Source organism: Streptomyces sp. NBC_01171 (assembly GCF_045039805.1).
Lineage (GTDB): Bacteria > Actinomycetota > Actinomycetes > Streptomycetales > Streptomycetaceae > Streptomyces.
The window spans coordinates 6,325,618-6,349,770 of the sequence record NZ_CP108609.1; the positions used below are offsets into that span (position 1 = coordinate 6,325,618).

Sequence of the window (24,153 nt, forward strand, 5' to 3'; positions counted from 1 at the left end):
CCACGGGACGGCGGCCTCCGGCAACCCGGCTCACCCGGTTCAGCCCCCGGTCACCTTCCCCCGCACCTTGCCCTCCGCCTCGGCCCTCCGCACCTCGTCGCGGACCTGGTCCGGCGTCAGGTAGGAGTCCGTGTACTCGAAGTCCTTGAGCTGGGCGGGCTTGCGGGCCTGGAAGCCCGTACGGACGAAATCGTCCCCCGCGATGGCGTTCAGCAGCCAGTTCACCATCACCCGCGCCTTGGCGACCCCGGTGCGCAGCGCGGACCAGTGGTAGCCGCGCGCCACGGCCTGGGCGAGGATGCCGCGCAGCTCGATGCCGAGCGGCCGGGACACCGCGTCCCTGCCGCCGAGGTCGACCACGAGACCGAGGTCCTTGTGGACGTACGGCTCCAGCGGCTCGCCGCGCAGCGAGTGGATGATGTTGTCCGCCACCTTCGGGCCCTGCCGCATGGCGTGCTGCGCGGTGGGCGGGCAGATCGCGCCCTCCTCGCCCTTCGCCAGGTCGGGCACGGCCGCCGCGTCACCGAGCGCGAACACCCCGTCGTGCCCCGGCACCGTCATCTCCGGGGTCACCGCGAGCCGTCCGCGCACCGTCTCCGCGTCCAACGTTCCGATCAGCGGGCTGGCGACCACACCGGCCGTCCAGATCAGGGTGTGCGTCGGGATCACCCGGCCGTCGGTGAAGGTGACCTCGTTCTCGGTCACCTTGGCCACGGACACCCCGAGGGAGACGTCGATGCCCCGGTCGCGCAGGATCTTCAGCGCCTGCTTGCCCAGCCGGTCGCCCAGCTCCGGCATCAGCTTCGGCGCGATGTCGATCAGATGCCAGCGGATCAGGCTCGGGTCCAGCCGCGGATAGCGCCGGACCGCCGCGTGGGTGAGCCGCTGCAGGCAGGCCGCCGTCTCCGTGCCCGCGTATCCGCCGCCCACCACCACGAACTGCAGCCGCGCCGCCCGCTCCTCGGGGTCGTCACTGGCGTCCGCGAGGTCGAGCTGCGAGATGACGTGGTCACGGATGTACGCCGCCTCCGCGAGCGTCTTCATCCCGAAGGCGTGCTCGGCGAGACCGGGGATGTCGAAGGTGCGGGTCACGCTGCCCGGTGCCAGCACCAGGTAGTCGTAGGGCTCGTTGATGATCTCGTCGGTGATGGAGCGGATGACGCACACCTTCGCCGCCAGGTCCACCCCGATCGCCCCGCCCGGAATGATCCGGGTGCGGTACTTCTTGCTGCGGCGCAGCGAGACGGCGATCGACTGCGGCGTCAGCACGCCGGAGGCGACCTGGGGCAGCAGCGGAAGGTAGAGCTGGTAGGAGAACGGCGTCACCAGGGCGACGTCCGCCTCGTCGGGGCCGAGTTTGCGCTCCAGCCGGCGGACGCACTCGACTCCGGCGAAGCCTGCGCCGATCACCAGAATCCTGGGTCGTCGTGTCACGGTGTTGTTCCCTTCTGCGGCTCCCGTCGGTCCGGATGGACGCCGTTCGCATGCCCGGGACCACTGCCACCACACCCGATCCCACCGCGCCCCGAGCCGTTCCGCCAGTCGGAAGCGCCCGGCAGCGAACGCGTGGGCAGCAGCCTGCCCCTCCACGCACCGGAGTAACCCGATTCCGCACCGGTACACCTCCCGGCGCTCTCACCAGGGCAGGAAGACGTGGATGTCCTTGCCGTCCTCGACCACCACCACGCTGACCTGGTCGCACAGGGTGTGCACCAGATGCCAGCCGATGCCGCCGCCGCCCGAACTCGGCCTGAACGGGCGCGGCTCGGGCACCACCGTGCTGGTGTCGTGCATGGTCACGTGCACCCCGTCGAAGGTGCGCCGCATCCGCAGCCCGAACGGGCCCGGCGCGAACTGGACCGCGTTGGCCGCCAGCTCCGTCACGACCAGCAGGATGTCGTCCCAGTACTCCGGCGCGGTGGGCGGCGCGTCCCGGGCGAGCTTGCGCAGGAACTCCTCCGCGGCCAGCCGCGCGCCCGTGACGTTCGGAAGTTCGCCGGGGAAGGAGTAGGCACGCTCGTGCGCCCTCTCGGAGGGGGGTGTGCCGTCCCAACGCCGCTCTGTCGCCATCTCGCATTCCCCGACCCGGTCCCCCGGAGCGGGCCCGTGTACGGGCCTCGCGCTCCGGGGCGGTCATCGTCGCTGGTCAGTTCACCAGGGCGGGTTCCCAGCGCCACGCGGATTACGCGTGGTCGTGCCATCCGACGCGCACGGGCCGGACGAGGGGCTCACCGGAACACGTCGTCGGGCTCGTCCCAGTCCGCCGGTTCCGGGCTCCGCTCACGCCGCGCCGCACGCGAACGCGCCTTGTACATCGCGTCGATCTCGGCCGCGTAGTGCCGCGTTATGACGTCCCGGCGCAGCTTCAGCGACGGTGTCAGCAGACCGTTGTCCGGGGCGAACGGCTCCTGCACGACCCGGTAGACCCGGATGGACTCGGCGCGCGACACCGTGCTGTTGGCCGATGCGATCGCGCGGGCCAGCTCCTCGCGCAGCGCGCTCTCCTCGCGGCCCTCCCGCCCCTCGAAGTCGCCCTGGAGCGCCAGGGCGGCCCGCCAGTGCGAGAGGAACTCCGGGTCCAGGGTGATCAGCGCGCCCATGCAGGGCCGGTCCTCGCCGACGACCACCGCCTGGTGGATCAGCGGGTGCATCCGCAGCCGCTGCTCCAGCGGCGCGGGCGCCACGCTCTTGCCGCTCGAGGTGACGATGAGGTCCTTCTTGCGGCCGGTGATGGTCAGATACCCCTCCCGGTCCAGCCGCCCGATGTCCCCGGTCGACAGCCAGCCCCCGCGCAGCACACTGCGGGTACGCGCCTCGTCGCCGATGTAGCCCTGGAACACCGACGGGCCGTGCACCAGGATCTCCCCGTCCTCGGCCACCCGGACCTCGGTGCCCGGCAGCGGAACGCCCACCGTCCCCGACTTCTCCCGGCCGAGCGGCTGCATGGTGATCCCGCCGGAGGTCTCCGTCAGCCCGTACCCGTCGTGGATGTACAGGCCGATGCCCTCGAAGAACAGCGACAGTTCGCGGCTCAGTGACGACCCGCCCGAGGTGCCCCGCCGGGCCCGGCCGCCGAGCGCGGAGCGGAGCTTGCGGTACACCGTCCGCTCGTACAGGGCGTGTTGCAGTCGCAGATCCAGGCCGGGGCCGGTGCCGATGCCGAGCCGGCCGCGCTCCTCGGCCTCCGCGAAGTCCCGCGCGGTCTGCGCCGCCCGCTCGAACAGCGCACCCCGGCCCGCCTGCTGAGCCGTCCTCAGGAACGTCTTGTACAGCTTCTCGAACACCGACGGGACGCCGTAGAGATAGGTCGGCCGGAAGGTGCTCAGCGCCGAGGTGAGCGCCTCCTCGGACATCTCCGGCTCGTGCGCCATCAGGATGCCGCCGCGCAGACACATCGTCTGGATCATGATCCCGTACACGTGCGAGAACGGCAGGAACGCCAGCACCGAGGGCTGTTGGCCCGGCTGCGCGGCCGTGTGGCCCCAGCCGGCCAGCAGGACGTCGCACGGGTACGCGAGACCGCGGTGGCTCAGCGCGCAGCCCATCGGGCGGCCGGTGGCGCCGGAGGTGTAGGTGATCGCCGCGGTGGAGTCCGGCAGCACGATCCGGCGCAGCGACTCCACGGTGGTCAGCGGGACGTCCACGCCCCGCTCCGCGAGTTCGGGCAGCGCGCCCGCGTCCAGTTGCCAGACATGCTTGAGCCGGGGGAGCGCGGCGCACACCGTGCCGACCGTCATCACGCCCAGCTCGTCCTCGACCGCCACGGCCACGCAGGCCGCGTCCCGCAGAATCCACTCGACCTGGTCCCGGGAGGAGGTCGGGTGGATCGGGACGATCTCCGCGCCCACGGTCCACAGCGCGTGCGCCAGCACCGTCCACTCGTAGCGGTTGCGGGCCATCAGGGCGACCCGGTGGCCCGGCGAGATCCCGGCGGCCACCAGCCCCTTCGCCAGCCCGAGCACGTCGTCCCGCAGTTGGCCGGCCGTGACCGTCTCCCAGCCGCCGGGCGCGCCCTCCGCGTGCCGGGCGAGCAGCGGGAGCTGGGGGTTCTCCTCGGCTCTCTCGAAGACGGTGTCGGCGAGCCCGCCGGTGGGCGGCGGGAACGCTGCCGGAGCGGAGGCGACGTCGCGCATGCGCTGCTCCTGGAAGTACGGAGGGTGACCCCGCCGATCGACTCTGTGTCGGCGGTGCACGAATGTAGCGCGGGGACGCGGTTTCGGTGCGGGGAAGGAGAAAGTCGTGATCCCCTGATGACCTGCGGCTGTCCGGTGGGTCCCGGGTGCCGCCGTTCCGTACGGGTATCGGCGCGGCCGCCGGGGCACACCGGGAGGGGCGCCCGGGGTCGTCGTGACCCCCGGACGCCCCTCGTCGGGCGCCGGTACCGGCGGGCTCAGCGGGCGGGCGTGAGCCAGACCGTGGCGAGCGGCGGCAGCGTCAGGCGCAGCCGGCCGTCCTCCGGGCAGAGCTTGCCCGCGTCACCCACCTGGACACCGCTGCCGCCGTACCGGACCGCGTCGGTGTTGAGCACCTCCTGCCAGGCGGGCACCTGCTCGGGCGCCCAGAGCCGGTAGTCCTCCCGGACCACGGGCGAGAAGTTGGACACCGCCAGCAGGGGGGTGCCGTCCTCGGCGTACCGGACGAACGCGAAGACGTTGTCGTCGGCCGCGTCGCACATGGACCACTGGAAGCCGCCCGGATCGGTGTCCCGCTGCCACAGCGCCGGGGCCTGCCGGTACGCCGTGTTCAGGTCCCGCACCAGGTCCCGCATACCCCGGTGGTCGGCGGCCGAGTGATAGTCGTCGGCGAGCAGCCACCACTCGGGCCCGTGCTTCTCCGACCACTCCGCGCCCTGCGCGAACTCCTGCCCCATGAACAGCAGTTGCTTGCCGGGGTGGGCCCACATGAAGCCCAGGTACGCCCGGTGGTTCGCGCGCCGCTGCCACCAGTCGCCCGGCATCTTGGACACCAGCGCCTGCTTGCCGTGCACCACCTCGTCGTGCGAGACGGGCAGCACGTAGTTCTCGCTGTACGCGTACACCATCGAGAACGTCATGTCGTGGTGGTGGTACTTGCGGTGCACCGGCTCCTTCTGCACGTACTCCAGCGAGTCGTGCATCCAGCCCATGTTCCACTTCAACCCGAACCCGAGACCGCCGCTGTCGGTCGGCCGGGTCACGCCCTCCCACGCCGTCGACTCCTCGGCGATGGTCACCACACCCGGGCAGCGCCGGTACACGGTCGCGTTCATCTCCTGGAGGAACGCGACCGCGTCCAGGTCCTCGCGCCCGCCGAAGACGTTCGGTGCCCACTGCCCGGAGTCCCGCGAATAGTCCAGGTAGAGCATCGAGGCGACCGCGTCCACGCGGAGCCCGTCGATGTGGAACTCCTCGCACCAGTACACGGCGTTGGCGACCAGGAAGTTGCGCACCTCGGTCCGGCCGAAGTCGAACTCGTACGTCCCCCAGTCCGGGTGCTCCGCCCGTCGGGAGTCCCCGGGCTCGTACAGCGGGTCCCCGTCGAACCGGGCCAGCGCCCAGTCGTCCTTGGGGAAGTGGGCCGGCACCCAGTCCATGATCACGCCGATGCCCGCCCGGTGCAGCGCGTCCACCAGGAACCTGAAGTCGTCCGGCGAACCGAGACGCGGGGTGGGCGCGTAGTACGAGGTGACCTGGTAGCCCCACGACCCGCTGAACGGGTGCCCGGCCACCGGCATCAGCTCGACATGGGTGAAGCCCAGGTCCCGCACGTACGCGGGCAGCTCCTCGGCCAGCTCGCGGTAGGTCAGCCCCGGCCGCCAGGACGGCAGATGCACCTCGTACACCGACATCGGCGCCCGGTGCACGGGGGTGTCGCCCCGGTGCGCCATCCACTCGGCGTCGTCCCACGCGTAGCGGGAGGAGGTGACGACCGAGGCGGTGTCCGGCGGGACCTCGGTGAGCCGGGCCATCGGGTCCGCCTTCAGGAACCGGTGGCCGTACCGCGAGGTGATCTCGAACTTGTACTTGGCGCCCTCGCCGATCCCCGGCAGGAACACCTCCCACACCCCGGCCGCGCCCAGCGAGCGCATCGGGTACTGCTTGCCGTCCCAGAAGGTGAACTCCCCGGCCAGCCGCACCCCCTGGGCGTTCGGCGCCCACACGGTGAACCGGGTGCCCGCGATCCCCTCGTGGGTCATCGGCTCGGCGCCGAGCGCCTTCCACAGCTCCTCGTGCCGGCCCTCCCGGATCAGATGCAGATCCAGCTCACCGAGCGCGGGCGCGAAACGGTACGGGTCGTGCACCGTCCGCTCCCCGTCCTCGTAGGCCACCACCAGCTCGTAGGCGGGGATCTCCCGGTACGGCAGCACGGCCGAGAAGAGACCGTCGCCCTCCGAGGCGAGCGGCGAGCGCACCCCGTCGGCCAGGACGCTCACGCCGAGCGCGTTCGGGCGCAGGGCACGGAACAGCACGCCGCCCGGCACCGGGTGTGCGCCCAGCAGGGCGTGCGGGTCGTGATGCGCGCCGCCCAGCAGACGGTCGCGCTCCTCGCCCTCCAGGGCGACGCCAGAGGTGCGGACGGGGCCCGAGGTCTCGGGCAGCGAAGTGTCGCGCAGTGCCATGATTCAGCCTCTCCACTCGGCGAGCCGCTCGATGGCCGCCATCGGGACCGGAAGCCAGTCCGGCCGGTGTCTCGCCTCGTACAGCACCTCGTACACCGCCCTGTCCGTTTCGTGCGCGCGCAGCAGCGCGTGCTCCTTGCGTGGGTCCCAGCCCGCACGGGCCGCGTAGCCCGCGCAGAACGCCTCCCGGCAGCGGCTCGCCCACTCGGGCCGCCAGGGGCGGCGCTGCCGGGCCGCGTAGTCGAAGGAGCGCAGCATCCCGGCGATGTCACGCACCGGGGACTGCGCGGTCCGCCGCTCGGCGAGCGGACGGGAGGGCTCGCCCTCGAAGTCGATGACGAACCAGTCTGCCCCGGCGCGCAGCACCTGACCCAGATGCAGATCGCCGTGCACACGCTGGGCGGCCGGACCGGAGTCGCGGGCGGCCAGCGCCCCGAACGCGGCCCTCAGGCCCGGCACATAGGGCCGCAGCCCCGGCACCGCCCGCGCCGCCGCGTCCAGGCGTACGCACATCGCGTCGGCCATGACGCCGTTCTCGTCCCCGCCGGCCGCCGGGAACGCCCCGGCCAGTGCCAGGTGCACCTCGGCCATGGCGCCGCCCAGCTCGCCCGCCTCGGCGGTGAAGTGGTCGCCACGGGCCAGCGCCCCCAGCGCCAGCTCCCACCCGTCGACCGCGTCCGGCAGGAAGGGCTGGAGCACACCCAGCGTGGCCGGGCGCGGCGCGGTGGTGCAGAACCACGCGACCGGCGCGGGCACCCGCGCACACCCCTGCGCGGCCAGCGCCTGCGGCACCTCCAGATCCGGGTTGACGCCCGGCTGGATACGGCGGAACAGCTTCAGGATGTACGCGTCGCCGTACACGATCGACGAGTTGGACTGCTCGCTGGTCAGCAGCCGGGGCGCGAGACCGCCGGGAACGTCGGCTGCCTCGTCCACCTCGAAGCGCAGCGGTCCCGCCTTGCCGGGCTGCCGCAGCCGCTCCAGCAGCAGGTGCGCGCAGCCCGGGTCGTGCAGCGCGTCGTACACGCCGAGTCCGGCCAGCGGGCCGTGCTCGGCGCGCCCGATGTACGCCCGCTCGAGGCCCGGCGCGGGCCGCTCGCGCAGGGCGAGCAGCAGTTGGTAGCAGTCGCCGGGCGGGGGAGTGCCGTCGGGCGTGGGCACGGGTGCGTGCGAGGCGTTCACCAGCAGGTGCAGGCAGCCCGGGAACAGCTCGGTGACGGACAGCACCGACAGGTCGGTGGCCGGCCGGTTCTTGCCCGCGAACCAGCGCTGCCGGGGCAGCCATGCGCCGAGCAGGCCGCCGAGCGAGGCCAGGAGCCCGTCGGCACCGGTCGCCGCCGGAGGGCTGAGGGTGATGGTCTTCGGCATGGTGACGCGTCCTTTCCTCGGCGCCGGGCGCTCAGCGGCGGCGGCCGATGCGGGATGCGGGTCGGGTGAGCCGGAACCAGTAGAAACCGTGGCCCGCCAGGGTCAGCAGGTATGGCAGCTCACCGATGGCCGGGAACTTCACTCCACCGATCAGCTCGACCGGGTGCCGCCCGTCGAAGGTCCGCAGGTCGAGTTCGGTGGGCTGCGCGAACCGGGAGAAATTGTGCACGCACAGCACCAGGTCGTCGCCGTATTCGCGGAGGAAGGCCAGCACCGCCGGGTTGGACGAGGAGAGTTCCGTGAACGAGCCCAGTCCGAAGGCGTGGTTCTGTTTCCGGATCTCGATCATGCGGCGGGTCCAGTGCAGGAGGCTGGACGGGGAGGACATGGAGGCTTCGACGTTGGTGACCTGGTAGCCGTGGACCGGGTCCATGATCGTGGGCAGGAAGAGGCGGCCGGGGTCGCAGGAGGAGAAGCCCGCGTTGCGGTCGGGGGTCCACTGCATGGGGGTGCGGACGGCGTCGCGGTCGCCGAGCCAGATGTTGTCGCCCATGCCGATCTCGTCGCCGTAGTAGAGGATCGGCGAGCCGGGCAGGGAGAGCAGGAGGGCGGTGAACAGCTCGATCTGGTTGCGGTCGTTGTCGAGCAGGGGCGCGAGCCGCCTGCGGATGCCGATGTTGGCGCGCATACGCGGGTCTTTCGCGTACTCGGCCCACATGTAGTCGCGTTCCTCGTCGGTGACCATCTCGAGGGTCAGCTCGTCGTGGTTGCGCAGGAAGATGCCCCACTGGCAGTTGGTGGGGATCGCGGGGGTCTTGGCGAGGATTTCCGAGACCGGGTAGCGGGACTCACGGCGGACGGCCATGAAGATGCGGGGCATGACCGGGAAGTGGAAGGCCATGTGGCATTCGTCGCCGCCGGTGGAGTAGTCGCCGAAGTAGTCGACCACGTCCTCGGGCCACTGGTTCGCCTCCGCCAGCAGCACGGTGTCCGGGTACTGGGCGTCGATCTCGCTCCGGACGCGCTTGAGGAAGGCGTGGGAGGCGGGCAGGTTCTCGCAGTTGGTCCCCTCGGCCGCGTACAGGTACGGCACCGCGTCGAGCCGGAAGCCGTCGATGCCGAGGTCCAGCCAGAACCGGAGGGCGGCCAGGATCTCCTCCTGCACGGCCGGGTTCTCGTAGTTGAGGTCCGGCTGGTGCGAGAAGAAGCGGTGGAAGAAGTACTGTCCGCGCACCGGGTCGAAGGTCCAGTTGGAGACCTCGGTGTCCACGAAGATGATGCGGGCGTCCTGGTACTGCTTGTCGTCGTCGGCCCACATGTAGTAGTCGCCGTAGGGGCCGTCGGGATTGTTGCGGGACTCCTGGAACCACGGGTGCTGGTCGCTGGTGTGGTTCATGACGAAGTCGATGATGACCCGCATGCCCCGCTGGTGGGCCGCGTCGACGAACTCCACGAAGTCGGCCAGGTCACCGAACTCGGGAAGGACGGATGTGTAGTCCGCGACGTCGTAACCGCCGTCACGCAACGGGGACTTGAAGAACGGCGGGAGCCAGAGGCAGTCCACGCCGAGCCACTGCAGATAGTCGAGCTTGGCGGTCAGACCCTTCAGGTCACCGACCCCGTCGCCGTCGCTGTCGTGGAAGGAGCGGACCAGCACTTCGTAGAAGACGGCACGCTTGAACCACTCGGGGTCCCGGTCCTTGGCCGGAGTGTCCTCGAAAGTGTCCGGCACGGGTTCGTTCACGGTCATGACGCTGAAGGCCCTCCGATCTGGGACGTCGCCGGCTCGGCACGCAGGACGTGCGCGGGGGCGCGGCCGGGGCTGAGGCGCACGTAGTTGTCGCGGCCCCAGTGGTAGGTCGCGCCCGTCAGTTCGTCGTGCACGGACAGGGCGTCGTTCCAGTCCAGGCCGAGTCGCGGCAGGTCCAACGAGACCGTGGCCTCCTGGGTGTGGTGCGGGTCGAGACTGACGACCACGAGGACCGTGTCGTCGCCGGTGCGCTTGCTGAACGCGAGGACCGAGTCGTTGTCGGTCCGGTGGAAGCTGAGATTGCGCAGATGGTGCAGTGCGGGGTGCCTGCGGCGGATCTCGTTGAGGCGGGTGATGAGGGGTGCGATGGTCCGTCCCTCGCGAGCGGCCGCCTCCCAGTCCCGGCGTTCGAGCTGGTACTTCTCGGAGTTCAGGTACTCCTCGCTGCCCGGCGCGAGTGCCTGGTTCTCGCACAGCTCGTAGCCGCTGTAGATGCCCCAGGCGGGAGAGAGCGTGGCCGCCAGCACGGCACGGATCTCGAAGGCGGGACGGCCGCCGTGCTGGAGGTAACCGGGCAGGATGTCCGGGGTGTTGGCGAAGAAGTTGGGCCGCATGTAGGCGGCCGACTCGCCCGACAGCTCGGTCAGGTACTCGGTGAGCTCCTGCTTGCTGTTGCGCCAGGTGAAGTACGTGTAGGACTGCTGGAAGCCGACCTGGGCGAGGGTGTGCATCATCGCCGGGCGGGTGAACGCCTCCGCCAGGAAGATGACGTCGGGGTCGGCGCGGTTGATCTCCCCGATCACGCGCTCCCAGAACACCACCGGCTTGGTGTGGGGGTTGTCGACGCGGAAGATGCGGACGCCGTGCTCCATCCAGTGCCGCAGGACCCGTACGGTCTCGGTCACCAGGCCGTCCATGTCGGCGTCGAAGGCGATCGGGTAGATGTCCTGGTACTTCTTCGGGGGGTTCTCGGCGTACGCGATCGTGCCGTCGGGGCGGTGGTGGAACCAGTCCGGGTGCTTCTCCACCCACGGGTGGTCCGGAGAGCACTGGAGGGCGAAATCCAGGGCGACTTCAAGGCCCAGCTCGCCTGCCCGGCCCACGAAGTGGTCGAAGTCCTCGAGGGTGCCGAGGTCCGGGTGGACGGCGTCGTGGCCACCCTCGGGGGAACCGATCGCCCACGGGACACCGACGTCGTCCGGGGTCGCGGTGAGCGTGTTGTTGCGGCCCTTGCGGTGTGTGGTCCCGATGGGGTGGATCGGCGGGAGGTAGACCACGTCGAAGCCCATCTCCGCGATGGCCTCCAGCCGCTTCGCCGCCGTACGGAACGTGCCGTGGGGCTCGTCCAGCGTCCCCTCCGAGCGCGGGAAGAACTCGTACCAGGAGCCGTAAAGGGCGCGCTCGCGCTCCACCAGCAACGGCATCGGGTCCGACGCGGTCACCAGGTCTCGCAGGGGGTATCGGGCGAGGACCGCCTCCACCTCCGGGCCCAGGGCGTCCTTCAGACGGTGGTTCACCGAGAGGGTGTCGTCGCCGAGGGCGTGGGCGGCGGCCAGGACGAGGTCGCGCTCCGGGCCCTTGGGTGCTCCGGCGGCCGCGCGCTCGTAGAGCTCCGCGCCCTCCTCCAGTACCAGGCCGGTGTCGATCCCGGCCGGGATCTTGATGCCGGCCGCGTGCCGCCAGGTGGCGATCGGATCGGACCACGCCTCCACGCGGTAGGTCCAGCGGCCGGTGGCGTCCGGGGTGATGTCCGCGCCCCACACGTCGCTGCCGGGGGACAGTTCGCGCATCGGGGTCCACGGGCCGCGCCGGCCCTTGGGGCCGCGCAGGACCACATTGGCGCCCACGGCGTCATGTCCCTCACGGAACACGGTCGCGGTCACCTGGAACGTCTCCCCGGCCACCGCCTTCGCCGGGCGCCTGCCGCACTCCACGGCCGGCCGGACATCACGTACCGGTACGCGGCCGATGGCCGGGGTCCTGCGCATGGATCTCACCTCCGCCGTGCGCGAAGCCGGGCACACGGGCCCGGCTTCGCGGTCCTGGATACGGGCCGGCAGGTGCCGTCCCGTAGGGGAACGCCATGTACGGTGCCAGGTCAGGGGCTTGGCGCCGTGGATCGCCGCTCCGGTGACTGCGCGCGTCGCGCCGTCCGGCCGGGCTGCGGCCGCCCGTCCTGCTCGCTCTGCCAACCGGCCGGGGTGGAGCGCAGATACCGCTCCGCGGCGTCCGCCGCCTCCCTGGCGCAGCGTTTTCCCATCAACACGCACAACGTGTAGCCCGAGTCCTCGAAGGTGCTCCGGACCGTGCGGTCGTGGGGCGAGGCGAGCATCACGCGCTCCCACGCCCGGTAACGCCGCAACTGCCGGGCCACTTCGGCCTTGGCGGGTAGCAGCATGGTCCCCTTCACCTTCCACGGCTCTCGACGTCGCGTTCCCGACGGTCGGGTGGTGTCCGAGCACGGGAGGGCGCGGAACCGTTACGGCGATCGAGGGCTTTCACCCATGGTGCACGTGTAAACACACTCCGTCCTGTTGGAGCTTCAACGACCCCGCCGTTCGTGATGCTCGTGTTGCACGAATGGCGTAGCAGCCGCACTGTGGATGGTGACTCAGAAGCGACTGGCTTTCACGCTGAGTGTCCGGTGATCCCGCCGGACGGCCGTGGAGCAGGAGCTTCGCCGGTGAGGAGCAAGCGACAATGGAGACCGCAGTGCCTCGCTACTACCACCTCGACGTGGAAGTCAGCCCGGAACGGGTGGGACAGGTCAGCCGCATCCTGGCCGCCCACCTCAGCCACTGGGACCTCGACAATCTCGTGGACCCCGTCCGCCGCGGCACCGAGATTCTGCTGCGCGCCATCGACCAGCACGCCCCGGACACCACCACCTCCATCGAGATGTGGTGGAACGGCCAGCACCTCATCACCGCCATCGGCGGCGGCGACCGCGACCTCGGCCCGGACGAGGGTCTGCGCGCCTGCCTCGCGGACATCGCCGCGATGAGCGACGGGTGGGGCTGCTGCGCCACCGAGACCGGGGCCAGGATCATCTGGTTCTCACAGCGTGCCCGTGCCGACCAGCGGGTCCCGCTGGTCCCGACCGCTCCCTCGCCGCACATCGGCCGGATGCTGCGTGTACCCCGCGCGGCCCCGGTGCCCGTACGGGTCGCCGAGGTGCCCGCCGGCGCCCTGGTGGGCGCCCGGTGACGGCCAGGAAGTCCCGGAAGGGGGTGCCCGTGTGGAGCGGGCACCCCTATCCGTTGGGCGCCTCCTACGACGGCCAGGGCACCAACTTCGCGCTGTTCAGCGAGGTCGCCGAACGCGTGGAGCTGATCCTCGTCGACGACGCGGGCGCCGAGACGCCCGTACCTCTCCACGAGGTCGACGGCTTCGTCTGGCACGGGTATCTGCCGGAGGTCGGACCCGGCCGCCGTTACGGATACCGGGTGCACGGCCCCTGGCAGCCCTCGCTCGGCCACCGCTGCAACCCGGCCAAGCTGCTGCTCGACCCCTACGCCCGGGCCATAGACGGCCAGATGGACAACGACCCCTCGCTGTACGAGCGCGACCCGCACGGCCCGGCTCCCGCCGACAGCGCCGGGCACTCGATGCTGGGCGTCGTCACCGACCCCTACTTCGACTGGGGCGACGACCGCCCGCCGGGCCACCCGTACTCCGAGTCCGTCATCTACGAGACCCATGTGCGCGGCCTGACCGCGACCCACCCGGACGTGCCGGAGCGGTTGCGCGGCACCTACGCCGGGCTGGCGCACCCCGCGATCACCGAGCACCTGACCTCGCTCGGCGTCACCGCGGTCGAGCTGATGCCGGTCCACCAGTTCGCGCAGGACGGTGTGCTGCGCGACCGGGGCCTGTCCAACTACTGGGGCTACAACACCATCGGCTTCTTCGCCCCGCACAACGCCTACGCCGCCCTCGGCTCGCGCGGCCAGCAGGTCAACGAGTTCAAGGCCATGGTCAAGGCGATGCACGCGGCCGGCCTCGAAGTCATCCTCGACGTGGTCTACAACCACACCGCCGAGGGCAACGAGATGGGCCCCACCCTCTCCTTCCGGGGCATCGACAACGCCTCGTACTACCGCCTGGTCGACGGCGACTGGGCGCACTACTACGACACCACCGGCACCGGCAACAGCCTGCTGATGCGGCATCCCTACGTGCTCCAGCTCATCATGGACTCGCTGCGGTACTGGGTCACCGAGATGCACGTCGACGGCTTCCGCTTCGACCTCGCGGCGACCCTGGCCCGGCAGTTCCACGAGGTGGACCGGCTCTCGGCGTTCTTCGACCTGATCCAGCAGGACCCGGTGATCAGCCGGGTCAAGCTCATCGCCGAGCCCTGGGACCTGGGGGAGGGCGGCTACCAGGTCGGCAACTTCCCCCAGCTCTGGTCGGAGTGGAACGGCAAGTACCGGGACGCCGTACGGGACTTCTGGCGGGCCGAGCCAGGCTCGCTGGGTGAGTTCGCCTCCCGGCTCACCGGCTCCTCCGACCTCTACCAGGCCAGCCGGCGCAGACCCCGGGCCAGCGTCAACTTCGTCACCGCGCACGACGGTTTCACCCTGCGCGACCTCGTGTCGTACAACGACAAGCACAACGAGGCCAACGGCGAGGGCAACCGGGACGGCGAGAGCGACAACCGGTCCTGGAACTGCGGCGCCGAGGGCGACACCGACGACCCGGCCGTGCTCGACCTGCGGGCCCGCCAGCAGCGCAACCTGCTGGCCACCCTGCTGCTCAGCCAGGGCATCCCGATGCTCGGCCACGGTGACGAACTCGGCCGCACCCAGGGCGGCAACAACAACGCCTACTGCCAGGACAACGAGGTCTCCTGGATCGACTGGGACCTCACCGAGGAGCAGCGCGCCCTCGTCGACTTCACCCGGCGCCTGATCGGCCTGCGCGCCGAGCACCCCGTGCTGCGCCGGCGCCGGTTCTTCCGGGGCGAGACCGCGACCAGGCGGAAGCAGCCGCTGCCCGACCTGATCTGGCTGCGGCCCGACGCCCGCGAGATGACCGACCAGGACTGGCGGCGCGGCGACGCGCACTCGGTGGGCGTCTTCCTCAACGGTGACGCCATCGCCGAGCGGGACGCCTACGGCGGCCGGGTCGTCGACGACTCCTTCCTGCTGCTCCTGAACGGCTTCTGGGAGCCGGTCGACTTCCGGCTGCCCGCCGCGTCCTACGGCGAGCGCTGGACGACCCTGATCGACACCGCCGACCCCGAGGGCGTGCCCGACGAACGCGAGCGCAAGGCGGGCACCCGGCTGCGGGTCGAGTCGCGGAGCCTGATCCTGCTGTCCAGGCCGTCCCGCGACGGCTGAGCGGGGACAGCGAAGAGGGCGCCCACCGGAATCCGGTGGGCGCCCTCTTCGCTGTCCGTCAGCGCGGGTCGCGCGCGGTCACGGTGAACTGGGCGCCGTCCTGGTCCCGCAGGACCGCCTCCCGCTCACTTTCGCTCAGCACGCTCCCGCCGTGCTTCTCGGCGCTGCGGGCGCAGCGCGCCACGTCGTCGACCGAGAAATGGATCTGCCAGTGCGGCCGAACCGACGGGTCCGGGGCCGCCTCCACCGCGCCGGAGTCGATCCGCGCCACCACGGTGCCCTGGCTGCGCAGCACCACCTCGCCGCCCTCGTACTCGACCTCGCAGCAGCCCGGCTTCCCGGTGGCCCAGTCCAGCACCTCGCCGTAGAAGATCGCCGCGTCGAAGGCGTTGCGGGTGTGCAGGCGGATGAAGGCGGGGGCGGAGCGGCGCCAGGACTCCCAGTCGGAGAACAGCTCGCCCTGCCAGATGCCGAAGGTCGCCCCGTCCCGGTCGGCGAGCAGCGCGCCCCGGCCGGGCGGGAAGGACAGCGGGCCCACGGCCGCCGTGCCGCCCCGCTCCCGCACCCGGGCCACCGCCACGTCGGCGTCGGGGACGGCGAAGTACGGGGTCCAGGCCACCGCCGTCTGCCACATCCCGGCGACCGCGGCGATCCCGGCGATCGGCACGCCGTCCGCCAGCGCGATCCGGAAATGGTCGCCGAGGCGGGCGTCGCGCCAGCGCCAGCCCAGCACGGCGCTGTAGAACTCCTCGGTGGCGTCGAGGTCGCGGCTGGTCAGGCTCACCCAGCAGGGGGCGCCGAAGACGGAGTGCGTCGAGACGGCGTCCTTCTTCTTCCTCAAGCCACTGCTGACGGATGTGTGGTGATTCATGACGGTCGCGTCCTGCTCTCGGGGCCCGGCGGCCACCGGTCTCGTCCAGTGTCCGGCCGGAAGGGGGCCGGCTGCCTCTCGACTACCCCCGAGGAGGGCCCTGATGTGCGGTGACTTCCCCCGGCCACGCAGCGCGTCCGGGTCGCCACGAAGCCGGTCGACTCTGACCCGAAAGAGTGAAGCTTCAGCGGGGCGGCGGCGTCGGGGGCGGCTCAGCCGGACTCGGTGAGCAGTTCCTCGCGCAGCCGGTCGAAGCAGCCGCTCAGCAGCCGGGAGACGTGCATCTGCGATATGCCGAGCTGCTCGGCTATCCCGCTCTGCGTCATACCGCGGAAGAACCGCAGGTAGAGGATGGTGCGCTCGCGCTCGGGCAGGGCCGCGAGACAGGGCTTCACCGCCGCCCGGTCCACCACCAGGTCGAAGCCGGGGTCCGGCTCGCCCAGGGAGTCACCGAGCGCGTACCCGTCCGTGCCCGCCACGTCGGCGTCCAGGGACAGCGCGGAGAAGCACTCCAGAGCCTCCATGCCGGTGCGGACCTCGTCCTCGCTGAGCCGGGTGTGCGCCGCCAGCTCCGCCACGGTGGGCGGACGGCCCGGAATGGTCTGCGCCAGCTCCTTCCCGGCGCTGCGCACCCGGTTGCGCAGGTCCTGCACCCGGCGCGGCACGTGCAGGGTCCACATGTGGTCCCGGAAGTGGCGCTTGATCTCGCCGGTGATCGTCGGCACCGCGTACGCCTCGAAGGCCCGGCCGCGCTCGGGGTCGTAATGGTCCACGGCCTTCACCAGGCCCAGGGCGGCCACCTGGTACAGGTCCTCCAGGGACTCGCCGCGACCGCGGAAGCGGACGGCGATCCGCTCGGCCATGGGCAGCCACAGCCGTACCAGCTCGTCCCTGAGCGCCGTGCGCTCGGGACCCTCGGGCAGCCCGGCGAGGCGCTCGAAGGCATGGGCCGTATCGGGGGCGTCGTCGTGAGGGTGGGTTCTCGTGCTGCCAGTTACAGACATCGCGTGCACTTCTCTCGCGGGCTGGGGCAACAGGCACATTCAGCACTGAAGTCCCTCCTCCCCAGTGTGCGGCAAAAACAAACAAACATGCCAATAAGGGGCGAAACCCGTGTCGGTCTTGACCCGGTTTTGGGCCGGGTGGCTCCATGGACGCGGGCCGTGAGAGGCGGTCGCCCGGAGTGATGTGCGGCACGCGCGCGAGCGGTGCCCGCGCACCCGCCCGGACGGTTTCTCCTGGGCACGGCTTGATCACCGAGCGAAGCGGGCGAACCGCCTGGCCATGTGGCATTCCGCTCATTTGACAGTGTGCTGAGCACACGGATAGACAGCAGCTCGCGGATGGTCGAGAGGGGCACTGTGTACGAGCCGAACGTGGTCGGTGACTGGCAGGAATACGGCGAGCACGCCGGTCTGCGGGTCCGCGTCCACCGTCTGGAGACGGCCGAACCGCCCCGGGGGCGCGACGACGCGGCGGCCGGGCTGACGTACTTCAGCGTCCGGGTGACGATCGAGAACCGCGGCACCCGCCCGTGCAGCGTCCAGCTCGAGGACGGTCAGATCGACGTCCGGGTCGGCGCGGACGGCGAGGGCGCCTTCATCGACTGGCGCAACTCGCAGTTCATCGAGGGCTTCGACGTGTACCCGCTGCGCCGGGCCACCGCCGTGGTGCACGCGGCCGCCGCCGAGGACGCGCTCACCCACGTCGACGTCCAGGTCCACCTGCGGGTGGACGACGAGTGGACCGACCGCAGGCTGTGGGCCGGCGGCATCGGCCTCACCGAGACGGCCCAGGTGGCCACCGCCTCCTGCGGGCCGGACAGCCTGGCGCACCAGCTCACCGCGTACCTGGAGGAGCGGACCGAACCCGGCACCGCCTGACGGACGCCGGGCCGGCCCTCAGGGGTCAGGCGTTCGGGTCGAAGGGGATGCCGGCCGGCTTCGCCGACGCCAGGTGCGAGGCGAAACTCGCGTCCTTCAGGCCGAAGTTGGCGCTGCCGAAGTCATAAGTGCTCAGCTTGTCGCGCAGACCGGGCGGGTAGCCCTCCCAGCCGACCAGCGCCGGGTACTGCCAGGTGTGCTTGTGGTTCTCCGGCGGCTCGTCGTTGTTGTTGGCCAGCCGGAAGCAGTGCGTGCCGATGCCGTCCTTGTGGTAGACGACCTTGGCGTGCGTGCCCTCGAAGCGGACCTCGGAGACCGGGTGCACGGTGAAGGAGCCGTGGTTGGACGTCGACACGTACCGCGTCTGCCCGTCCTGCACCCACACCACCACGTGCTCCCAGTCGTTGCGGTGGCCGCCGATGCTGCTGCCGGGCAGCGCCTGGTCCTTCTCGAAGTACAGGCCGTAGAGATAGCCGCACCAGCCGTTGTTGCACTTGGCGCGCGAGTAGCCGTTGGTGTTGTCCAGGTCCGAGGCGTCACGGCAGTTGCCGTTGAGGGCGCCGGTCGGGTTCAGGCCGGGGTTGATCGTGCCGTCGGGGCCGATCGCGGGCGTCGAGTAGCAGCCGTCCGTGTCGTAGTCGAAGGCGGGCTGGTACTTCAGCTCCTCGGCCGTGGCGTTGACCGGGAGGGCGAGCGGGGGAGCGGCGAAGGCCGCGGCCGGGAAGGCGATCACGAGGGTGGCGGCACCGGTGAGCGTGGCGAGCCATCTGCCGCGCCGTCGGCGGGACGTGGACGAACCCACTTCAATCTCCAACTGCGTTGGGGGACAGGGCAGTTCAGCATCCCGGCCGAAGGGCCCGCTGTGAAGCCGTCCCACCTGTCCCCCAGGTGAAATCCTGTCAGCCGAGTGCTCACAGCTCCTCGGGAAGGTCCGCCGCCGACTCCTCCGGGGCCAGGTCCGGGCGCAGTCGCAGCCAGCTCGGCTGGCGCAGCAGTCCCGCCCGCGTCCGGGTGTTGAAGCCGACCTCGCCGACCAGCCGGGGCAGCACCCAGCGCGCCCCCGGAATCCGGGGCACGGGATCGAAGGGGCACCGCTCGCTCGCCGAGGCCGCCAGCAGCGCGGCCAGCTCGGTGCGCTCGCCCTCGCTCCAGCCCGTGCCCACCCGGCCCGCGTACACCAGCCGCCCTCCGGCCCGCTGGCCGACCAGCACCGCGCCGGGCAGCCCGGACAGACGGCCCTTGCCGGGCAGCCAGCCGCCGACGATCACGTCCACGCTCCGGGTGTTCCGGATCTTGATCCAGTTCCGGGAGCGGGTCCCCGGCTCGTACACCGAGTCCAGCCGCTTGCACACCACCCCCTCCAGACCGTGCTCCCGCGTCATGCGCAGCGCCTCGGCACCGTGCCCCACCACCGCCCCCGGCACCGACCAGCGCGGACCGTTGAGGTCGAGGCCCGCGAGCAGTTCCCGCCGCCGCGCGTACGGGGTCGCCACCCGGGACCCGGCGAGATAGGGCACGTCGAACAGCACCAGGTGGACCGGCGCCCGCGCGGCCCGGTGTGCCGCCAGGGCCGGGGTGTGTGCGAGGCCCATCCGGTTCTGGAGCGCCTGGAAGTCGGCCCGGCCCTCCGCGTCCAGCGCCAGCACCTCGCCGTCCAGGATCGCGGGCGTGTCCCCCAAGGCGTCGGCCAGCGGGCCGAGTTCGGGATAGGCGGCCGTGATGTCCTCGCCGGAGCGGGCGCGCAGCAGCAGGGTTCCGTCGCCGGGCAGGTACACCATCACCCGCTGCCCGTCCTGCTTGGTCTCGTACGCCCAGCGCGCGTCCTGGGCGGGCGGCGGCAGGGTGCCGGGGGTGGCGAGCATGGGGCGGACGAACGGCAGCGGGGCGACGGTCACGGCAGAACATTTCGACCACGCCGGACGCCACCACGCGCCCCGCGCCGCGGGTTCGCCCGAACGGCAGAGGAGAGGGGTGTGCCGTCGTCACCCCCGTACCCGAGCCGCCGACCGGACCCTACCGTCAAGTAATATCCGGCGGCAGGCCATCGAAGGAGACACCGTGCCCCCACGCTCGCCCCTGCTGCTCGCCGGTCTGCTGGCCTCGGCCGGGATCGCCCACTTCGCCGCCCCCAAGATGTTCGACGGGCTCGTCCCCCGCACCCTGCCCGGCTCGCCCCGCACCTGGACCTACGCCAGCGGGGTCGCGGAACTCGCCCTCGCCGCCGGGGTCGCCGTGCCCGCCACCCGCGCGCCGGCCGCGAAGGCGGCCGCCGCCTTCTTCGTCGGGGTCTTCCCCGCCAACGTGAAGATGGCCGTCGACTGGCGGCACCGCCCCGCCCCGCAGCGCACCGCCTCCCTCGCCCGGCTGCCCCTGCAGGCGCCGCTGGTGCTGTGGGCCCGGGGCGTCGCCCGCACCGCGAAGGGACAGTCATGAGCCTCCAGGTCGGCGACATCGTCGAGGACTTCACGCTGCCGGACGAGACCGGCACCGAACGGCGGCTGACGGAACTGCTGGCCGACGGCCCCGTCGTGCTGTTCTTCTACCCGGCCGCCCTCACCGCCGGCTGCACCGCCGAGGCGTGCCACTTCCGCGACCTGGCGGGCGAGTTCGCCGCCGCCGGGGGCCGGCCCGTGGGCATCAGCGGTGACACCGTCGAGAAGCAGCAGGAGTTCGCCGGGCGCCACACCCTCGGCATGCCCCTGCTCTCCGACACCGACGGCACGATCCGTGAACGCTTCGGCGTCAAGCGGGGCTTCACGCTCGCGCCCACCAAGCGGGTCACTTTCGTCATCGGGCAGGACCGCACGGTCCTGGAGATCGTCCGCAGCGAACTGCGCATGAACACCCACGCCGACCGGGCGCTGGAGGCGCTGCGGGCGGCGAAGGGCTGAGCCCCGTTCTTGCGTGGCGGATGTCAGCCGTCGGCGCTCGCCAAGGGCGCCGTCGAGCTGACACGATCACGGCGAGGCCCGTACGACGACCTTCGGGAGCGCACACATGACCACGGACAGCACCTCGGCGGAGCGGCCCGAGCGCATCGCGGGCGTGGCGGTGAGACCGGTCGCCGGGCACATCGGCGCCGAGATCACCGGCGTCGACCTCGCCGCACCGCTCGACGACTCCCTGGTGGCGCTGATCAGGGAGACGGTGCTGCGCTGGAAGGTGGTGTTCTTCCGCGGCCAGCGGCTCGACCACGCCGGGCACGTCGCCTTCGCCCGCCGCTTCGGCGAGCCCGTGGTGCTGCGCAAGCGGGGGAGTGCCTCGCCGGAGGGGTTCCCCGAGGTGGAGACCACCGCCGACCGGCTGGAGCTGGGCGGCCGGTTCGGCATGGAGCACGAGGAGTGGCTGCGCCGGCGCCGGCACACCCTGCTGCGCGGCTGGCACTGCGACCACGGCGCTCGCATCGACCCGCCCGCCGCCACCATCCTGCGCGCCGAGACCGTACCCCCGTACGGCGGCGACACCACCTGGGCCAACCTGGCCGCCGCCTACGCCGGGCTCTCCGCGCCGGTGCGCGCCTTCGCGGACGGGCTGCGGGCTGAGCACCGGCTCGGGGTCGGCTACCAGCCCCGGCCCGGCGACGACGCGTACCTACGGCATCTGCTGGACCACCAGGTCGCCTCCGAGCACCCCCTGGTGCGGGTGCACCCGGAGACGGGGGAGCGGGTGCTGTTCGTCAACGGCTACTACCTGGAGCAGATCTCCGGGGTCTCCCGCCCGGAGAGCGCGGCCCTGCTGGAGATGCTGCTGGAGCAGGCGGTGCGGCCGGAGTACACCGTCCGCTTCCGCTGGGAGCCCGGCAGCGTCGCCTTCTGGGACAACCGGGCCACCGTCCACCTCGCTCCCGGCGACACCGCCCACGTCGACCACCCCCGGATCATGCACCGGGTGATGCTCCAGGGCGACGTGCCGGTGGGTGTGGACGGCATCGCCTCCAAGCCGCTGGTGGGGACGGAACCCGGGCGCTGGTGAGCTCGCCGTTCACCCCGGTGTGACCAGCCGCGCCTCGTACGCGAACACCGCCGCCTGGGTGCGGTCCCTGAGGCCGAGCTTCACCAGGATGCGGCTCACATGGGTCTTGATGGTGGAGTCGGCCACCACCAGCCGCTCGGCGATCTCGGAGTTCGACAGGCCCTGCGCGATCAGCACCAGCACCTCCGTCTCCCGATCGGTCAGCTCGCCGTAGGCCGCGTGGGCGGCCGGCATCAGGCGGGGGGCCTCGGAGAGCCGGGAGAACTCGTGAATGAGCCGCTTGGTGACCGTCGGCGCGAGCAGCGCCTCTCCGGAGGCCACCACCCTTACGCCGTCCGCGAGTTGGCGTGCCGAGGCGTCCTTCAGCAGGAAGCCGGAAGCCCCGGCCCGCAGTGCCTGGTACACGTACTCGTCCAGGTCGAAGGTGGTGAGCACCAGCACCTTCGCCGCCGCGTCCGCCGCGATGATCTCCCGCGTCGCCTCGATGCCGTTCATCTCCGGCATACGGATGTCCATCAGCACCACATCGGGGGCGAGTTCACGTACCCGCGCGACCGCCTCCCGGCCGTTGACCGCCTCGCCGACGACCTCGATGTCCGGCATCGCGTTCAGCAGGACCGAGAAGCCCTCGCGGACCATCATCTGGTCGTCGGCGATCACCACGCGGATCGTCATGCCTCACCCTCGATCGGGGCGGCCGCGGGGACCGGCAGGAACACGGCCACCTCGTAGCCGTCCTCGGCCGTGGGGCCCGCCGTCATCTCGCCGTTGAGCATGGAGACGCGCTCCCGCATGCCCGTGATGCCGTGCCCGGCGCCGGGGGAGGGCTTGATGAGACTCGGAGCGGGCGGCGCACCGTTGACCACGCGCAGGCCCAGACCGCCGAGCACGTAACCGATCTCCACCCTGGCGTCCGCGCCCGGCGCGTGCCGCAGGGTGTTGCTGAGCGCCTCCTGCACGATCCGGTACGCCGACAGCTCCACGCCCTGCGGGAGTTCGCGCACCGCGCCCGTGACCGTCTTGGTCACATCGAGGCCGGCGTCCCGCACGTTGGCGAGCAGGGCGTCCAGATCCGCGAGGGTGGGCTGGGGAGCGTCCGGCGCCTCGTAGTCCTGTGCGCGGACCACACCCAGGACCCGGCGCAGCTCGGTCAGGGCGGCGACCGCGTTCTCCCGGATGGTGGCGAACGCTTTCTCCAACTCCGGCGGCGGGTTCTCCACCCGGTAGGGCGCGGCCTCCGCCTGGATGGCGACCACCGACATGTGATGGGCGACCACGTCGTGCAGTTCCCGGGCGATGGTGGTGCGCTCCTCCAGAAGGGTGCGCCGCGAACGCTCGTGCGCGGTGACCGTCTGGTGGACGCTCACCTCCCGACGGGCCTGCCGCAAGGTCTGTCGGACCGCCACGGTCAGCAGGGCCACGCCGGCGAAGAACAGCAGCGGCCCCAGGTCGGACCCGTACCCGAAGTCGTCGCTCCAGCCGAACAGGCCGTCGGCGAGGAACCCGTAGACCGCGGTCAGCAGCCACATCCAGGCGGCGGTGCGGGGGCGGGTGCGCACCGCGACGACCGTCACCACGGCCAGGTGCGCCAGGAAACCGCCGGGCGGCCAGGGGGAGTCGCCGGAGGAGCCCCCGGTGAGGACGAGAGTGACCGTGTTCGCCGCCAGGGAGACCCAGAACGCCCCCACCGGACGCACCAGGGTCAGCAGCACCGGCGCCCCGGCCAGCAGCGCGCACAGCAGGGCGGCCAGACCGGCGCCGTCCGTGCTCACCAGGGCGACGAACATCGCCAGCCCGGCGAGGGCGACCACGGCCGCGTGCGGCGCCCAGGCCCCGTACTCCTTCATGCGCTCGGAGCCGCGCCGGGTGAAGCGGCCGCCGGGTTCCGTGGGCGGCACCGGGCGGTAGGCGAAGGCGTCGTGGAACAGGTCCTGCCGCAGCCCGCGCAGGGCGTCCGCGGCGAACCGGAACTCGGGGCTGCGCTGCCGCGCGGCCCGGCCCGGCGGTATCGGCTGGGTGTGCGTCGTATCGGTCACGGAAGAGACGGTAGGCGGAGAGCGGGTGCGCGGTCGTCCCCTCTCAGGGGGGTTCTCGCGGGTCCGCCTCAGGGGGGACACGGGGTGCCCCTCGGACATTCGCTCCGGGAAAACCGTCGCTCCGGAATGCGGACAGCCATGGCAATTTCTTTGTCGAGCTGTCAAAAAGGTTTTACACAGCGAGGTTTGAGGTCGAATCGAATCGCCGGAACCCGTGCGGCCCCCTAGGGAAAACCCTCGCTTGCCCCGGCACTTGGTGACATGACCTAATCAAGGTGCCATTCTCGCCCCGTACGCGCATCCTCCCCACTCCCTTCACAGGAGGAGTAC

Annotated in this window: 20 protein-coding genes; 6 read left to right on the forward strand and 14 right to left on the reverse strand. The window is 71.5% G+C overall.

The annotated features are described in order from the left end of the window. Positions 1–39 precede the first annotated feature (39 nt). The 8 genes from OG448_RS29300 to OG448_RS29335 all read right to left on the reverse strand — a co-directional run bounded on the left by OG448_RS29300 (position 40) and on the right by OG448_RS29335 (position 12,114). Positions 40–1,434, reverse strand: a complete 1,395-nt coding sequence (locus OG448_RS29300) for an NAD(P)/FAD-dependent oxidoreductase (protein WP_405558285.1) — start codon at positions 1,432–1,434, stop codon at positions 40–42. A 201-nt stretch (positions 1,435–1,635) separates the two neighbouring features. Continuing rightward, entirely contained in the window at positions 1,636–2,070 is a 435-nt protein-coding gene (locus OG448_RS29305; RefSeq protein WP_391301382.1) for an ATP-binding protein, read from the reverse strand. Positions 2,071–2,228: 158 nt separating this feature from the next. Then, positions 2,229–4,133, reverse strand: a complete 1,905-nt coding sequence (locus OG448_RS29310; RefSeq protein ID WP_405558287.1) for an AMP-dependent synthetase/ligase — start codon at positions 4,131–4,133, stop codon at positions 2,229–2,231. Positions 4,134–4,390: 257 nt separating this feature from the next. Beyond that, positions 4,391–6,598 carry a 1,4-alpha-glucan branching enzyme gene (gene glgB / locus OG448_RS29315; protein ID WP_405558289.1) on the reverse strand — a complete coding sequence of 736 codons (2,208 nt, stop codon included), beginning with the start codon at positions 6,596–6,598 and terminating at the stop codon, positions 4,391–4,393. Positions 6,599–6,601: 3 nt separating this feature from the next. Then, on the reverse strand, positions 6,602–7,966 hold the full coding sequence (locus OG448_RS29320; protein WP_405558291.1) for a maltokinase N-terminal cap-like domain-containing protein: 1,365 nt from the start codon (positions 7,964–7,966) through the stop codon (positions 6,602–6,604). A 31-nt stretch (positions 7,967–7,997) separates the two neighbouring features. Beyond that, positions 7,998–9,716: a maltose alpha-D-glucosyltransferase gene (gene treS, locus OG448_RS29325; protein WP_405558293.1), complete on the reverse strand. Its 1,719-nt coding sequence runs from the start codon at positions 9,714–9,716 to the stop codon at positions 7,998–8,000. After that, positions 9,713–11,704, reverse strand: a complete 1,992-nt coding sequence (locus OG448_RS29330) for an alpha-1,4-glucan--maltose-1-phosphate maltosyltransferase (RefSeq protein WP_405558294.1) — start codon at positions 11,702–11,704, stop codon at positions 9,713–9,715. Before OG448_RS29330 ends, treS begins: the two co-directional genes overlap by 4 nt. Positions 11,705–11,814: 110 nt before the next feature. Then, positions 11,815–12,114 carry a DUF5133 domain-containing protein gene (locus OG448_RS29335; RefSeq protein ID WP_405558295.1) on the reverse strand — a complete coding sequence of 100 codons (300 nt, stop codon included), beginning with the start codon at positions 12,112–12,114 and terminating at the stop codon, positions 11,815–11,817. 302 nt (positions 12,115–12,416) lie between these two features. On the opposite strand from OG448_RS29335, the gene OG448_RS29340 reads away from it, so the two are divergent. Both OG448_RS29340 and glgX read left to right on the forward strand, forming a co-directional pair. Then, positions 12,417–12,923 (forward strand): pep a2, encoded by a 507-nt coding sequence (locus tag OG448_RS29340; protein WP_405558297.1) that lies wholly within the window; start codon positions 12,417–12,419, stop codon positions 12,921–12,923. 23 nt (positions 12,924–12,946) lie between these two features. Beyond that, complete coding sequence (glgX, locus tag OG448_RS29345; protein ID WP_405559025.1) at positions 12,947–15,061, forward strand: glycogen debranching protein GlgX; 2,115 nt, start codon at positions 12,947–12,949, stop codon at positions 15,059–15,061. 58 nt (positions 15,062–15,119) lie between these two features. Here the strand turns inward: glgX and OG448_RS29350 are convergent, their stop codons facing one another. Together OG448_RS29350 and OG448_RS29355 are read right to left on the reverse strand one after the other, a co-directional pair. Next, positions 15,120–15,932: a VOC family protein gene (locus OG448_RS29350; protein ID WP_405558298.1), complete on the reverse strand. Its 813-nt coding sequence runs from the start codon at positions 15,930–15,932 to the stop codon at positions 15,120–15,122. A gap of 212 nt (positions 15,933–16,144) precedes the next feature. Next, positions 16,145–16,936, reverse strand: a complete 792-nt coding sequence (locus OG448_RS29355) for a SigB/SigF/SigG family RNA polymerase sigma factor (RefSeq protein WP_391301346.1) — start codon at positions 16,934–16,936, stop codon at positions 16,145–16,147. A gap of 357 nt (positions 16,937–17,293) precedes the next feature. Between OG448_RS29355 and OG448_RS29360 the strand changes: the two genes are divergently transcribed. Next, the gene (locus OG448_RS29360) at positions 17,294–17,815 is read left to right on the forward strand and encodes a hypothetical protein (RefSeq protein WP_405558300.1); all 522 of its coding nucleotides are present in this window, start codon (positions 17,294–17,296) and stop codon (positions 17,813–17,815) included. A gap of 25 nt (positions 17,816–17,840) precedes the next feature. On the opposite strand, the gene OG448_RS29365 is transcribed toward OG448_RS29360, so the two are convergent. Together OG448_RS29365 and OG448_RS29370 are read right to left on the reverse strand one after the other, a co-directional pair. Next, entirely contained in the window at positions 17,841–18,617 is a 777-nt protein-coding gene (locus OG448_RS29365; protein ID WP_405558302.1) for an NPP1 family protein, read from the reverse strand. Between the two features lie 109 nt (positions 18,618–18,726). Beyond that, complete coding sequence (locus OG448_RS29370; RefSeq protein WP_405559027.1) at positions 18,727–19,677, reverse strand: ATP-dependent DNA ligase; 951 nt, start codon at positions 19,675–19,677, stop codon at positions 18,727–18,729. Positions 19,678–19,873: 196 nt separating this feature from the next. On the opposite strand from OG448_RS29370, the gene OG448_RS29375 reads away from it, so the two are divergent. The 3 genes from OG448_RS29375 to OG448_RS29385 all read left to right on the forward strand — a co-directional run bounded on the left by OG448_RS29375 (position 19,874) and on the right by OG448_RS29385 (position 21,787). Then, positions 19,874–20,248, forward strand: a complete 375-nt coding sequence (locus OG448_RS29375; RefSeq protein ID WP_405558304.1) for a hypothetical protein — start codon at positions 19,874–19,876, stop codon at positions 20,246–20,248. Then, the gene (locus OG448_RS29380) at positions 20,245–20,706 is read left to right on the forward strand and encodes a peroxiredoxin (protein ID WP_405558306.1); all 462 of its coding nucleotides are present in this window, start codon (positions 20,245–20,247) and stop codon (positions 20,704–20,706) included. Before OG448_RS29375 ends, OG448_RS29380 begins: the two co-directional genes overlap by 4 nt. Before the next feature lie 106 nt (positions 20,707–20,812). Further along, the gene (locus tag OG448_RS29385) at positions 20,813–21,787 is read left to right on the forward strand and encodes a TauD/TfdA dioxygenase family protein (RefSeq protein WP_405558308.1); all 975 of its coding nucleotides are present in this window, start codon (positions 20,813–20,815) and stop codon (positions 21,785–21,787) included. 9 nt (positions 21,788–21,796) lie between these two features. Here OG448_RS29385 and OG448_RS29390 read toward each other — a convergent pair whose 3' ends face one another. After that, positions 21,797–22,462: a response regulator gene (locus OG448_RS29390; protein ID WP_405558309.1), complete on the reverse strand. Its 666-nt coding sequence runs from the start codon at positions 22,460–22,462 to the stop codon at positions 21,797–21,799. Next, entirely contained in the window at positions 22,459–23,823 is a 1,365-nt protein-coding gene (locus OG448_RS29395; protein WP_405558311.1) for a sensor histidine kinase, read from the reverse strand. The genes OG448_RS29390 and OG448_RS29395 overlap by 4 nt, the downstream gene beginning before the upstream one ends. Between the last annotated feature and the right edge of the window lie 330 nt (positions 23,824–24,153).